Source organism: Lutibacter flavus (genome assembly GCF_900188355.1).
Lineage (GTDB): Bacteria > Bacteroidota > Bacteroidia > Flavobacteriales > Flavobacteriaceae > Lutibacter > Lutibacter flavus.
This window is the reverse complement of record NZ_FZNX01000003.1, coordinates 421,068-434,731: the sequence shown is the minus strand read 5'-3', so window position 1 is coordinate 434,731 and position 13,664 is coordinate 421,068. Positions and strand designations below refer to the sequence as shown.

Below are 13,664 nucleotides of genomic sequence, written 5' to 3'. Positions count from 1 at the left end.
GCAAATATCTAATTTTTATTTTAATTTATATAAAAATTAAGGTGCAACTATTCGCATTAATTCAGTGGTAAGCATAGCTCCATAGGTACCAACTACATAGCCAAAAACAGCTAATAAAACTCCAACGGTGGCTAGTGATGGATGAAAAGCTGCTGCCACAACTGGTGCTGATGCAGCACCACCTACATTTGCCTGACTTCCAACAGCTAAGAAAAAGTAAGGTGCTTTAATAAGTTTTGCAACCAAAACCAATAAAATAACGTGAATGGTCATCCAAACAACACCTACTAATATAAGACCTGGGTTTTCTAAAATTTTACTTAAATCCATTTTCATCCCTATGGTAGCAACTAAAATATAAATAAAAACACTTCCTATTTTGCTGGCACCTGCACCTTCATATGTTTTTAATTTTGTGAAAGATGCAATAATTCCTAAAATGGTAGCAATACTTATCATCCAGAAAAATTGAGATCCAAACGAGGAAAGCGCCGAACTTTTATCGCTAACGGCTTCAAAGTTATCTTTTAGAAACCCTGATATTGCATTGGCACCAAAATGAGAGAATCCCACAATTGTAAATGCAATTGATAAAATTATAATTAAATCTGATAATGATGGGTTTCTTGAAATTTTTGATGAATAAGACGAAACTTTTTCTTTTAATTCTTCAATTGCAGAAGTGTCTGATTTTAACCATTTATCTATTTTTTCAGATTTTCCAATTCCAATTAGAACAATTGCCATCCACAAATTGGCAACTACTATATCAACTAAAACCATTCCTCCATATTTCTTTGGATTGTATTCATAAATTTCTAACATTGCGGCTTGGTTTGCACCGCCACCAATCCAGCTTCCTGCTAATGTGGCTAAACCTCTCCAAACAGCATCTGGTCCAGCGCCACCAACAGTTTCTGGTGATACCATTGAAATTAACATAATAGCAATTGGACCACCAATTATAATTCCAACGGTACCTGTTAAAAACATAATTAAGGCTTTTGGGCCTAGATTAAAAACCGCTTTTAAATCGATACTCAATGTCATTAAAATTAAAGCAGCAGGTAGTAAAAATCGACTAGCTACGTAATAAAGTTGAGAGCTATGTGTTGTTACTTCCCCAATTTCATTAATTGATTCCCATTCAGGAGCAATTATACCGGCAGAGGTAAAAATGGCTGGCAATAGATAAGCCATTAATAGCGCAGGAACGTATTTATAGAACTTTTTCCATCCTTTATTTTCACTTGAAGAAGTGTAGAAAACAAAACCTAGTGTTAACATTAAAATTCCAAAGGCAATTGTGTCTTGTGTAAAAAAGGGTGTAGTATCCATACGTTTATTTTGAATTTGGGCTAAATTAACAATTTTTATGTGTTTATTCGTAAAAAATCAATATTTGGTTTCTTATATTTGCTAGATAAAATTTAACCAAATGAAATATATAAAACTTTATTTTTTATTAGCCTTATTTATAGTTTCTTGTAAAACAGTGCAGGAAACAACCCAAGCTGTAAAAATTGCAGAGCCCGAAGTAGTTGATACCAGAGAAATTCAAGGTGGAATGTGGATTCCTTCTTTGTTAGAAGGTGTAAATGAAAAAGAAATGCAACAGTTAGGTAGTAAAATGACTGCCAAAGACATTTACGATGTAAACAACTCAAGTTTAAAAGATGCCATTGTTCATTTTAATGGAGGTTGTACGTCAGAAATTATTTCTCCAAACGGATTGTTATTAACAAATCATCACTGTGGTTATGGAGCAATTCAGTCACATTCTTCTGTAGATCACAATTTTTTAAAAGATGGTTTTTGGGCTATGAGTTATGAAGATGAATTGGCAAATCCAAGTATGTCTGTAACTTTTATCAAAAGAATAGATGATGTTACTACTTTGGTTTTTCAAGGAGTTTCTGATGATTTGGATGAAGCTTCTAAAATGAAGTTAATCAATCAAAATATTTTAAAAGTAAACAAAGAATCACAAAAGGAAGCTTGGCAAAATTCCAATATTAAGTCATTTTACAATGGAAATCAATACATTTTATTTGTAACTGAAGAGTATAACGATATTCGTTTAGTTGGTGCTCCACCTACATCAATTGGAAAATTTGGTGCAGATACAGATAACTGGATGTGGCCTCGCCACACCGGAGATTTTTCTATGTTTAGAATTTATGCGGACGCAAATAATCGCCCGGCGAAATATTCAAAAGATAATGTGCCTTACAAACCAAATCATTATTTACCAATATCACTAGATGGTGTTGCTGAAAAAGATTTTACGTTGGTATTTGGATTTCCAGGAAGAACAAATGAGTATTTACCTGCCGTTGGAGTAGACCAAACTGTTAATGTATTAAATCCTGCAAAAATTGAAATAAGAGAAAATGCTTTAAAAATTGTTGATTCTTATATGCGTAAAGATCCTGCAATTAAAATCAAATATGCATCTAAATTTGCATCTATTGCTAACTATTGGAAAAAATGGATTGGTGAAAATCAGGGAATTGAAAAATCAAATGCAATTGAGAAGAAAAGAGAATTAGAAGCTGAATTTTCTAAAATTGTTGAAGAAAAAGACTTAACCGGTTACAAAACGTTGTTGTCAGATTTTGAAAAATTATACAAAGAAATTGAAAGTGTTTCACTAGCGCGTGATTATTGGGTTGAAGTTGCCTATAGAAATGTTGAATTGTTAGGAATAACTTTTAGAACATATCAATTAGAACAGGCTTATTTAAGAGGAGGTGTAGAAGCGTTTGAAAAAACTAAAGAAGCTACTTTAAGTAGATTTGAAGGTGTTTATAAAAATTATAGTGCTGTTGTTGATAAACCGGTTTTTGAAAAATTAGTTGCTTTATACGCACAGAAATCTCCAAAGGAATATTTGCCAACAAATATGGTTGGTGTTGATTTTGGAGCCTTAGCAAATGATATTTATTTAAATTCTAAGCTTACATCAATAGAAGGAGCAAAGGAATTGCTAACTGGTTCTCCTGAAGAGGTTATTAAGAATATAAATGAAGATAAGGCATATCAATTTGGAAAAGAATTACATGCTGTTTTTTACAATAAAATTGAACCTAAATTCCAACAATTAAATATGGAATTGGTTGCTGTTCAAAAACAATATATGAAAGGTTTAATGGAAGTTTTTCCAAACAAACGATTCTTCCCGGATGCTAATAGTACGTTGCGTGTAACTTACGGACAGGTAAGAGGTTACGAACCAAGAGATGGAGTTTATTATAACACTACCACTTATTTAGATGGTGTTATGGAAAAATATGTACCTGGAGATTATGAGTTTGATGTTCCTCAAAAATTACAAGATTTATACAAAGCAAAAGATTACGGACAATATGCTGAAAATGGAAAAATGCCTGTGTGCTTTATTGGTACAAACCATACAACAGGAGGTAATTCTGGAAGTCCGGCAATAGATGCGCAAGGAAATTTAATAGGATTGAATTTTGACCGAGTTTGGGAAGGTACAATGAGTGATATGAATTATGACCCAGACATTTGTAGAAACATTATGGTTGATATCCGTTACGTGCTGTTTATTGTTGATAAATATGCAGGAGCAAAAAATTTAATTGAAGAAATGACATTAGTTCACCCAAAAAAGTAAAAATATAAAACGATGAAGTATATAAAACTCTATTTAATAGTAGCATTATTAGTAGCTTCCTGTAAAACAGTTCAGGAAACAACAACAGTAGTTAAAAAAGCAGAAATACCAACAGTACAGGATACTAGAGATATTCAAGGAGGAATGTGGGTTCCTTCATTATTGGAAGGAATGAATGCCGATGAAATGGCTCAGTTGGGTATGAAAATGTCTGTAAATGATATTTATGATGTAAATAATTCAAGTTTAAAAGATGCAATTGCTCACTTTGGTGGTGGTTGTACTTCTGAAGTAATTTCTCCAAACGGATTGTTGTTAACTAACCATCATTGTGGTTATGGTGTAATTCAATCTCATTCGTCTGTTGATCACGATTATTTAAAAGATGGTTTTTGGGCTATGAGTTATGAAGAAGAATTACCAAATGAAAGCTTAAGTGCAACTTTTATTAAAAGAATTGACGATGTAACAGTTCAAGTTTTTGAAGGTGTTAATGATGATATGGACGAAGCTTCAAAAATGAAATTAATTAACCAAAATATTTTAAAAGTAAATAAAGAGGTTGCAAAGGAAGCTTGGCAAGAGTCTTATGTTAGATCCTTTTTTAAAGGAAATCAGTATTTATTATTTGTAACTGAAAAATTTACAGATGTACGTTTGGTTGGAGCACCTCCAACATCTATTGGGAAATTTGGAGCAGATACAGACAATTGGATGTGGCCGCGCCATACCGGAGATTTTTCTATGTTTAGAATTTATGCTGATGCAAATAACCGTCCGGCGGCATTTTCAAAAGACAATAAACCTTATAAACCAAATCATTATTTACCAATATCTTTAGATGGTGTTGAAGAAAATGATTTTACGTTAGTATTTGGATTTCCTGGAAGAACAAATGAATATTTACCAGCAGTTGGTGTAAACCAAATTGCAAATGTTCTAAACCCAGCTAAAATAGAAATAAGAGACAATGCATTAAAAATTGTTGATTCTTATATGCGTAAGGATGATGCAATAAAAATAAAATACGCTTCTAAGTTTGCTTCAATAGCTAATTATTGGAAAAAATGGATTGGAGAAAGCCAGGGGATAAATCAAACAAATGCAATTGAGAAAAAGCGTGAATTAGAAGCTGAGTTTTCTAAAATTGTTGAAGAAAAAGATTTAGTTGGATATAAAACCTTGTTATCTGATTTTGAGAGATTGTATAAAGAAATTGAAAGTGTTTCTTTAGCACGTGATTATTGGATTGAAGTTGCCTATAGAAATGTTGAATTGTTAAATATTACATTTAGTGCATACCAATTAGAACAGGCTTTTTTAAGAGGTGGAGTTGATGCCTTTGAAAATAGAAGAGAAGCTGTTTTAAACGGTTATGAAGGAAAGTTTAAAAATTATAGCGCTATGGTTGATAAACCAGTTTTTGAAAAATTGGTAAAGTTATATGCTGACAAATCTCCTAAAGAATATTTGCCTTCAAATATGGCAAATGTTGATTTTACATCTTTAACTAATGATATTTATTTAAATTCTAAGTTAACAACATTAGAAGGTGCAACCGAATTATTATCAGGTTCTGCTGAAGAAGTAATTAAAAGATTAAATGAAGATAAGGCATATCAATTTGGTAAAGAATTACACGGAGCATTTTATAATAAAATTGAACCAAAATTTCAACAAGTAAATCTGGAGTTGGAAGCAGTTCAGAAAAAATATATGAAGGCTTTAATGGAGGTTTTTCCGAATGAACGTTTCTTTCCAGATGCAAATAGTACTTTAAGAGTAAATTATGGAATGGTAAAAGGGTATGAGCCAAAAGATGGCGTAGCTTATACAACTGGAACTACTTTAAAAGGTGTGATGGAAAAATATGTGCCTGGAGATTATGAGTTTGATGTTCCTCAAAAATTACGTGATTTATATGATGCTAAAGATTATGGACAATATGGTGAAAATGGAAAAATGCCAGTAAATATTTTGACAACAAATCATATGACTGGTGGGAACTCTGGAAGCCCAATACTTGATGCAAATGGAAATATGATTGGATTAGCTTTTGATACAACTTGGGAAGGAACTATGAGTGATTTGTATTTTGATGCTGATATTGTTAGAAGTATTTCAGTAGATATTAGATATGTATTATTTATAATTGATAAATATGCTGGAGCAAAAAACCTGATTGATGAAATGACAATTGTACATCCTAAAAATTAAAATTTAGGTTTTGTAATAATATAAAGAGGCTGTCTAAAAAGTAAATAAAATTTGTTATGTCAGACTGAGCCTGTCGAAGTTGATTTCAAGAAGATTAATATATCTCGACAGGCTCAATATGACACAGAATTTCACTTTTTAGACAGCCTTTTTTATAAAAAATAGAACACCTTATTTAAAACTTCAAATCAACTTTCCAGTTATAATTTTTTGTAGGCTCTAAAGTTAATAATCCATTTTTATTATTAAAGCTATTTGGAGCACATGTCATAGGTTCAATGGCAATGCAATCTCGTGTGTCAGGAGTATAAACTTGTAAAAAACTATTTGGAACATCAGAAGAAAAATCGATATCAATTTTATAGGTATCTGTTTTAAACGATGCTTCAGATTGTTTAGTTATAAAGCAATCATCTAAAAAAGTACCATTCAATTCTAACGGAGTTTCAAATTTTAATGGAGTTTCAGTTATTGGAATCATTTGAGCATCTATCAAATATTGGTTGTCAGCTTTAAAATCTAAAACGCTATTGCTAATGTTGTTTGAGTTGAAATATGGATGCCAACCAATTCCAAAAGGAAATGCCGTTTTTCCAGTGTTTAACACATAAAAATCAACATTTAATTTATTTGGTGAAAAATTATAAGTAATTTCCAATTCATAAGGAAAAGGATATCCTTTGCTTGAACCCTCATCAGAATAACTAAAAGTAACGCTTGCACTATTATTAGCTGCTTCATGGTTTTTAATCGAAAAACTTTTGTTAAAAATATGGCCGTGTAATCTGTTGTTTAAATTAGATTCATTTATTTCTAACTCATATTCTTTATTTTCAAAAGAATATTTTCCATTTGGAATTCTATTAGGAAATGGAAATAACCAAGATGAATTATATTTTGATTTGTATACATCTAATCCGGCTTGATTATTTGATATTCCGTCAATTATATCAATTTCATTTTGCTTTAACTTTTGAATTGAAGCGCCTAAATTGGGATATATTATACTTTTAAATTTTATGTTTTCGTTTGAAATTATAACTTCATTTAGAAGTGGGTTGTCGTTTTTCTTAATCTTTATGCTATACATTAATCTTCTGGATTATTTTTTTTTTGGGCTCTTTTTGCTTCTTTTAAGCATTTGTTTAGCATCCATTCTAACTGTCCGTTAGTGGAACGAAATTCATCAGCTGCCCATTTTTCTATTGCTTTGAGCATGTCTTCGTTAATTCGTAATGCAAATGCTTTCTTTTTAGACATTAATTATTCTTTTATAAATGCTACTATGTTTGCTATTAGTTTTGTTGATAAAGGAAAATTATCCAAAAAATAGGATTGTTGATTTTCCATTGGGTTTTTTACAATCTTTAGTACATGATTCATAGAATCTATAAGCACTAATTTAGCAAATATATTTTCATCTTTTAGTGCTTGCTTGTTTATCGGTTTTTCTCTCTTTCTAAAATTACTTTTGAAAAATCTCCATGTCCGTTTCCAACTGCGCTCTTAACTTCCCAGCCTTCTCTAGAAAATTGGTTTAAGGCATCTTCAAAAACATCGTCTTTTTTCCAAAAATTCTTTTTAATAACTTTATATTCTTTCATTGATTCGAGTTTTTAAATAAAAAATGTAATATAAATTAAGTTACAGATTATTAAGGTGATATATATTAAAAATAGAACCATTTTAATGATTTAAAGTTCCTGTATTCACAATTGGAGTAGTGTCTTTATCTGAACAAAGCACCACCATTAAATTACTTACCATTGCAGCCTTTCGCTCTTCATCTAGTTCAACAATATTGTTTTTTCCTAGTTTTTCAATTGCCATTTCAACCATACTTACCGCTCCTTCAACAATTTTATGCCTTGCAGCGATAATTGCCGTTGCTTGTTGACGTTTTAACATAGCGTTTGCAATTTCCTGTGCATATGCTAAGTAACCTATTCGAGCTTCTAAAACTTCAATTCCTGCCATATCTAAACGTTCCGAAAGTTCCTTTTCTAAGGCTTCACTAACTTCATTTACACTAGCACGAAGTGTAATCTCTTCATCTTGACCATCATCTTCAAAATTATCATAAGGATACAAGCTAGCTAGTTTTCTTACAGCTGCATCAGATTGAACACGTACAAAATTCTCGTAATTATCAACATCGAAAGCAGCCTTAAAAGTATCTTTTACTTTCCAAACTAAAATTGTACTAATCATAATTGGATTTCCTAATTTGTCGTTTACTTTAACGCGTTCGCTATCAAAGTTACTTGCTCTAAGCGAAATACCTCTTTTTTTGTATAGAGGATTCGCCCAGTAAAACCCGTTCTCTTTTATGGTACCTATGTATTTCCCGAATAGTAATAATACCTTTGATGTATTTGGATTTACAAGTATAAAGCCAGGAATAATACAAACAAATAAAAGGAAAGATGGTATTATTATAAATGGATTCGCTTGAGTTATTCCATAAATTATTGATACTATAAGAATTACTAAAATTAGCAGCATTAAGTATCCACTTGAGACTTTTATTGTTTTTTCTTGTGTCATAATTGTAAATTTAAAGTGATATTAAAATGATATCGTAAAGATATAAAAAATATTTCGACATTTACAAATAATTTAACAACATTCTTTTTATCTTTGATGAAAATTATAAGAAATGAAATCAGTAAAATCAATTTATATATTATTAGGCTTTTTAATTACTTTTTCAACGGTAAATGCAACAACGCCCGATTGGGGAGCAACTGGACATAGAACTGTTGGTAAAATTGCTGAAGGGTATTTAAAAGGAAAAACAAAGCGTAAAATTGCGGAATTATTAGATGGACAAAGTTTGGCATTGGTATCTACTTTTGGAGACGATATAAAATCTGACAAACGTTATAGAGAGTTTTATACCTGGCATTATGTAAATATGTCATTTGATGTTAGTTATCAAGATTCAGAGAAAAACCCTAATGGAGATTTAGTTACTGGTATAAAAAAATGCCAGGAAATTATTTTGGATGAAAATTCTAGTAAAGATGATAAGGCATTTTATTTGAAGTTATTAGTGCATTTTATTGGAGATTTACATCAACCAATGCACGTTGGTAGAGCAGAAGATAAAGGGGGGAATACAGTTCAGGTTCAATGGTTTGATAATGGTACAAATTTACATTCTGTTTGGGACTCCAAAATGATTGAGTATTATAATATGACCTTTACCGAACTAGCTGAAAATTCAGATGAAATATCTAAAGAACAGGTGAAATTTTTACAAAAAGGAACCTTAGAAGATTGGGTAAATGAAACACAGAGCTTTGCCATTAAGGCTTATGGTTCGGCAGAAGTAGGTGAAAATTTACGATATAAGTATATGTATGATAATTTTGGTTTGGTGCGTTCTCAATTACAAAAAGGAGGAATTAGACTCGCCAAAGTTTTAAATGAATTGTTTAGTTAATACTTTTTACCCTATCATTCCGTCTTATGCTATCATTCCTGCGAAGGCAGGAATCTATTTAGTGTGATATGGTTTTCCCATTATTAATTTTAAATATGGATACATGTTTACGCAGGTATGACATTGAGTATTGTCAATTCTTCGAAGGCAGGAATTACAATAAAACTTAAATAATAATGTTTTTTTTAGTTGATAGATTACAAATTATAAGTATTCCATCGTCTTTTTTCTCTAGCGAGCAGGGATTTAAATTTATGTGGGATGTCAATTTTAATATGGGTTGGTAAAAACGTTTTTGGATGTAAAAACTTTATTTCTGAAGCGCACAAAAACAACCCTTTTCCTTTGTGTATAGTTTCTGTGTTACCATATAATTTATCGCCTAAAATTGGATGTCCAACGGAGGCCATGTGAATTCTAATTTGATGAGTTCTACCTGTTTTAGGAAACACTTTTAAACATGATAACTCTTTATATTTTAATGATTTAACAACTTTTATTATTTCAAAATGAGTTTCAGCAGCTTTATTTTCTATAGGTAAATTAATAATTCTGTTTTTGTGAACTTCACCAATAACTATCGTGGAATATTTTTTTTGAATAGTCTGATTTTCAAATTGTTTCCCTAATTCAATTTGAGCGGTTTTTGTTTTGGCAACAAGTAATAATCCAGAAGTTTGGTTGTCTAATCTATGCACAGGAGTTGGTTTAAAAAGCCCATCGAGTTCAGTGCTTTTTTTTAAATTAAAAGGCAATGCATTAAATATAGTTTTAAATGAATTACCACTAACCGTAATACCTGGAGGTTTGTTAATAACCGCAATATGATTATCTTCAAAAACAACATCTAAATTATATTCAAAAACTTTTGGTTTAGCTTCTGGATCTTCAATAAGCTGTAATAGTTGACCATCACTAACCCAAGTTCCAGTTTGTGCAATTTCACCATTTGATAAAATTTGTCCACGTTTAATTGCTTTTTTAACTCCACTATTTGAAGGGATATATACTTCAAAAATCTTTGGAGCATACTCTTGCAGTCGAATTTTTAGTGTATTTTTTGGAACAATATGAGAATGAATTATTTTAATGGTATCTAATTTATGGTTAGTTAATGTCTTCATTGTAGTAATAAAGACGTTTTTAAAACAAAAAAGTTACAATTTCATTGTTTTAGAGGTATTAATTTATTGTTAAAGTATAATTTATAAAAAGTTGTTTTTATGAAGAATTTCTAATATTTCTTTATAATCAAATGATAGTTGAAGTTTAATAGCGCTATCGAATGAAAACCAATTATAATCGATAACTTCCTCTTCCTGAATTATTATTTCGCCAGACCAATTACCTAAAAAACGATAATAGGTTCGTTCTTGCCAAATACCAGTTTTAATTATTTTTGTTGGAGAAAAATTTAAATTGCATTCTTCTTTAACTTCTCTAATTACATTTTGTTCTGCTGTTTCACCTTTTTCAGCTCGTCCACCCGGGCAACCCCAATAACCAGCATACATTTCGGTGTAATTTGAACGTTGTAATAACAGTATTTTTTTGTTTTCTAAAATGATACCAGAAGCAGCAAGAACCATAGATAATTTTAATTATGTAGCACCCCTAAAGTGGCAGTTTGCCCAGTTTCTAAATTCCATTCTTTGGAGGAAATAAGGTTTCCGTTGGCATCATACAAAGTTAATTCTGCAGTATTAGGGCCGGAAAGGCCTTGGTTTAATGCTTGAAAATCAATTCTATTATATCCTTTTTCTAAATTTATATAGTAAACATAATAATTTGCTTTTAAGCCAATATTGTCACTCACAACTTGTTCGTTAACGTAAATTCTAATTCTATCTCCGTCAACATAACTATAGTCTCTACATTCAACCTTTACGGTTTTAGTTTTACTATTAACAGTTCCTAAGCTAAAATTACTTGCTAATTTTTGATGCGTAACATCTTTACCTTTCCAATATTTTTTACCAATAATATCGTTGTCTTCCGGTAAATTTTCTAACATGAAATTTTGATTTCTGTTAGCTTTATTTTCATTCAAATTCTTATCAATTGCAGCTGTATTTAATTTTTTATCAATAGTTAAATCAATTTGCGAATTTGGATTTGCTTTTATGTTTAAGGATTTTGCTTTTAACTGATTAGTACTTTTGGTTTGGTTAGTTTCATTGTCAATTCTTTTAATTTTTGTAGTATCGTTTTGCGAATATGAATTAACCGAAACGACACTGATTAATAAAAGACCAAGAAGTAATTTTAATGAAATATTCATTTTCAGGTTTTAATTCATTTAATAGCAAAAAAAATGCCAATAGTGGTAAAAGCTTAATTTGGAGGTAAAAATAATAAAAAAAAGCCTTAACAATTGTTAAGGCTTTTCTAAAAATTATTTAATTTCTTATTTTACCATTTGAAAACTACGTTTAATAAACTTAGTTAATTCTTCACCGTGTAATAGGCCTTGAGATAGTTTTGCTAAATCAAATGCTTGTTGAATTAAACGTTCTTGTTTCTTTTTAGTTTTAGTGTTTAAAATTTCACCAACCAATTCGTTGTTTGTATTAACAACCAAATTGTACATTTCAGGGAAATTACCCATTCCCATCATTCCACCACCTCCAGTAGCTTGCATTTCTTTCATTCTACGCATAAATTCTGGTTGCGTAATCATAAACGGATTAGCATTAGAATCCATAGCTTCTAATTGAACAGTATAAGTTTCCTTTGGAATAGCTTCTTCAATAATTGGCTTTAACGTTTCTTTTTCTTCGTCAGAAAGTTTGCTCAATTGTTGTTCGTCCTTTTTAATTAAGTTGTCAACGTGATCTGAATCTACTCTTACAAATTGAATATTTTCTTTGCTTCCTTCTAATTTTTGAATTAAATGCGAAACAATTGGAGAATCTAATAATAATACTTGGTATCCTTTTTCTTTCGCAGCATCGATATAACTATGTTGAGATTTTACATCCGAAGCATATAAAATAACTACTTTATTATCCTTATCTGTTTGAGCTGGTTTAATTTCTTCAATTAATTCTTCTAAAGTAAAGTACTCTTTATCTACTGTTGGGTACAATGCAAATTTGTCAGATTTTTCGAAGAATTTATCTTCAGAAAGCATTCCGTACTCAATAATAATTTTAATATCGTCCCATTTTTCTTCAAAAGCTTTACGGTCGTTTTTAAATAAACTAATTAGTTTATCTGCAACTTTACGGGTGATATAGCTTGAGATCTTTTTAACAGCTCCATCAGCTTGTAAATAAGATCTGGAAACGTTTAATGGAATATCTGGAGAGTCAATAACTCCTCTTAACATTTGTAAAAAGTCAGGCACAATACCTTCAACATTATCAGTTACAAAAACTTGATTTTGGTACAACTGAATTTTGTCTTTTGATTGATCAATATTTCTACTAAGCTTTGGGAAGTATAAAATACCAGTTAAGTTAAAAGGGTAATCTACATTTAAGTGAATGTTAAATAAAGGCTCTTCAAACTGCATTGGATACATTTCTCTGTAAAACACCTTATAATCTTCATCACTTAATTCAGTAGGGTTTTTTGTCCAAGCTGGGTTTGGATTGTTTACAATATTATCTACTGTAATTGTTTCAGGTTTTGCATCGTCCGCAGCGCCTTCTGGTAAAGGTAAAGCTTCTTCCTTAGTTCCAAATTTAATTGGAATAGGCATAAACTTATTGTACTTATTTAAAAGCTCATTAATTTTACTTTCTTCTAAAAATTCTAAAGAATCATCATCAATATGTAAAACAATTTCAGTTCCTCTTTCTGTTCTATCAGATTCCTCTAGAGTATATTTTGGACTTCCATCACATTCCCAACGAACTGCTTTTGAACCTTCAGCAAACGATTTTGAGAAAATTTCTACTTTTTCAGCTACCATAAAAGAAGAGTAAAAACCTAAACCAAAGTGACCAATAATTCCTGAATCTTCAACTTTGTCTTTATATTTTTCAACAAACTCTTCAGCTCCAGAAAAAGCGACTTGGTTAATGTATTTTTCAACTTCCTCACCAGTCATACCAACTCCTTGGTCAATAATTCTTATTTCCTTTTTATCTTTATCTACCTTTATTTCAATTATTGGATTTCCAATATCACCTTTAATTTCACCTAAAGTTGATAAGTGTTTTAATTTTAAAGTTGCATCCGTTGCATTTGAAATCAACTCACGTAAAAATATTTCGTGATCTGAATACAAGAATTTTTTAATGATAGGAAAAATATTTTCAGCAGTTACATTAATATTTCCAGTTGCCATATTTTTTTATTTTTAAATTTATTAGTTTAATGCTTTCTAATTGTCAAATAGAATACCAAACT

Annotated in this window: 12 protein-coding genes; 3 read left to right on the top strand and 9 right to left on the bottom strand. The window is 30.6% G+C overall.

Going from position 1 to position 13,664, the window contains the following annotated elements; translation table 11 throughout:
- Positions 1-36: 36 nt before the first annotated feature.
- The gene (locus CHB63_RS10840; protein ID WP_089378472.1) at positions 37-1,338 is read right to left on the bottom strand and encodes a DUF819 family protein; all 1,302 of its coding nucleotides are present in this window, start codon (positions 1,336-1,338) and stop codon (positions 37-39) included.
- 100 nt (positions 1,339-1,438) lie between these two features.
- On the opposite strand from CHB63_RS10840, the gene CHB63_RS10835 reads away from it, so the two are divergent.
- The gene (locus CHB63_RS10835; RefSeq protein ID WP_394335314.1) at positions 1,439-3,640 is read left to right on the top strand and encodes a S46 family peptidase; all 2,202 of its coding nucleotides are present in this window, start codon (positions 1,439-1,441) and stop codon (positions 3,638-3,640) included.
- Between the two features lie 12 nt (positions 3,641-3,652).
- Positions 3,653-5,857 (top strand): S46 family peptidase, encoded by a 2,205-nt coding sequence (locus CHB63_RS10830; protein WP_089378471.1) that lies wholly within the window; start codon positions 3,653-3,655, stop codon positions 5,855-5,857.
- A gap of 175 nt (positions 5,858-6,032) precedes the next feature.
- Here CHB63_RS10830 and CHB63_RS10825 read toward each other — a convergent pair whose 3' ends face one another.
- The 4 genes from CHB63_RS10825 to CHB63_RS10810 all read right to left on the bottom strand — a co-directional run bounded on the left by CHB63_RS10825 (position 6,033) and on the right by CHB63_RS10810 (position 8,404).
- The gene (locus CHB63_RS10825) at positions 6,033-6,947 is read right to left on the bottom strand and encodes an aldose 1-epimerase (protein ID WP_089378470.1); all 915 of its coding nucleotides are present in this window, start codon (positions 6,945-6,947) and stop codon (positions 6,033-6,035) included.
- The gene (locus CHB63_RS10820; RefSeq protein WP_089378469.1) at positions 6,947-7,117 is read right to left on the bottom strand and encodes an Arc family DNA binding domain-containing protein; all 171 of its coding nucleotides are present in this window, start codon (positions 7,115-7,117) and stop codon (positions 6,947-6,949) included. The genes CHB63_RS10825 and CHB63_RS10820 overlap by 1 nt, the downstream gene beginning before the upstream one ends.
- Before the next feature lie 179 nt (positions 7,118-7,296).
- The gene (locus CHB63_RS10815) at positions 7,297-7,461 is read right to left on the bottom strand and encodes a DUF4177 domain-containing protein (RefSeq protein ID WP_089378468.1); all 165 of its coding nucleotides are present in this window, start codon (positions 7,459-7,461) and stop codon (positions 7,297-7,299) included.
- A gap of 82 nt (positions 7,462-7,543) precedes the next feature.
- Positions 7,544-8,404, bottom strand: a complete 861-nt coding sequence (locus CHB63_RS10810; RefSeq protein ID WP_089378467.1) for an SPFH domain-containing protein — start codon at positions 8,402-8,404, stop codon at positions 7,544-7,546.
- A gap of 112 nt (positions 8,405-8,516) precedes the next feature.
- Between CHB63_RS10810 and CHB63_RS10805 the strand changes: the two genes are divergently transcribed.
- Positions 8,517-9,305, top strand: a complete 789-nt coding sequence (locus tag CHB63_RS10805; RefSeq protein WP_089378466.1) for a S1/P1 nuclease — start codon at positions 8,517-8,519, stop codon at positions 9,303-9,305.
- A gap of 197 nt (positions 9,306-9,502) precedes the next feature.
- Here CHB63_RS10805 and CHB63_RS10800 read toward each other — a convergent pair whose 3' ends face one another.
- From CHB63_RS10800 to htpG, 4 genes are all read right to left on the bottom strand, one after another.
- Complete coding sequence (locus CHB63_RS10800) at positions 9,503-10,429, bottom strand: RluA family pseudouridine synthase (protein ID WP_245856917.1); 927 nt, start codon at positions 10,427-10,429, stop codon at positions 9,503-9,505.
- A gap of 81 nt (positions 10,430-10,510) precedes the next feature.
- Complete coding sequence (locus CHB63_RS10795; protein WP_089378465.1) at positions 10,511-10,894, bottom strand: NUDIX hydrolase; 384 nt, start codon at positions 10,892-10,894, stop codon at positions 10,511-10,513.
- An 8-nt stretch (positions 10,895-10,902) separates the two neighbouring features.
- Entirely contained in the window at positions 10,903-11,586 is a 684-nt protein-coding gene (locus tag CHB63_RS10790; protein ID WP_089378464.1) for a hypothetical protein, read from the bottom strand.
- Between the two features lie 126 nt (positions 11,587-11,712).
- Positions 11,713-13,602 carry a molecular chaperone HtpG gene (gene htpG / locus CHB63_RS10785; protein ID WP_089378463.1) on the bottom strand — a complete coding sequence of 630 codons (1,890 nt, stop codon included), beginning with the start codon at positions 13,600-13,602 and terminating at the stop codon, positions 11,713-11,715.
- Positions 13,603-13,664 lie beyond the last annotated feature (62 nt).

Coding starts and splice junctions, on each gene's coding strand:
- CHB63_RS10840 (WP_089378472.1), bottom strand. CDS start 1,338: ATGGATACTACACCCTTTTTTACACAAGACACAATTGCCTTTGGAATT.
- CHB63_RS10800 (WP_245856917.1), bottom strand. CDS start 10,429: ATGAAGACATTAACTAACCATAAATTAGATACCATTAAAATAATTCAT.
- CHB63_RS10815 (WP_089378468.1), bottom strand. CDS start 7,461: ATGAAAGAATATAAAGTTATTAAAAAGAATTTTTGGAAAAAAGACGAT.
- CHB63_RS10810 (WP_089378467.1), bottom strand. CDS start 8,404: ATGACACAAGAAAAAACAATAAAAGTCTCAAGTGGATACTTAATGCTG.
- CHB63_RS10835 (WP_394335314.1), top strand. CDS start 1,439: ATGAAATATATAAAACTTTATTTTTTATTAGCCTTATTTATAGTTTCT.
- CHB63_RS10830 (WP_089378471.1), top strand. CDS start 3,653: ATGAAGTATATAAAACTCTATTTAATAGTAGCATTATTAGTAGCTTCC.
- CHB63_RS10825 (WP_089378470.1), bottom strand. CDS start 6,947: ATGTATAGCATAAAGATTAAGAAAAACGACAACCCACTTCTAAATGAA.
- CHB63_RS10805 (WP_089378466.1), top strand. CDS start 8,517: ATGAAATCAGTAAAATCAATTTATATATTATTAGGCTTTTTAATTACT.
- CHB63_RS10795 (WP_089378465.1), bottom strand. CDS start 10,894: ATGGTTCTTGCTGCTTCTGGTATCATTTTAGAAAACAAAAAAATACTG.
- htpG (WP_089378463.1), bottom strand. CDS start 13,602: ATGGCAACTGGAAATATTAATGTAACTGCTGAAAATATTTTTCCTATC.
- CHB63_RS10820 (WP_089378469.1), bottom strand. CDS start 7,117: ATGTCTAAAAAGAAAGCATTTGCATTACGAATTAACGAAGACATGCTC.
- CHB63_RS10790 (WP_089378464.1), bottom strand. CDS start 11,586: ATGAATATTTCATTAAAATTACTTCTTGGTCTTTTATTAATCAGTGTC.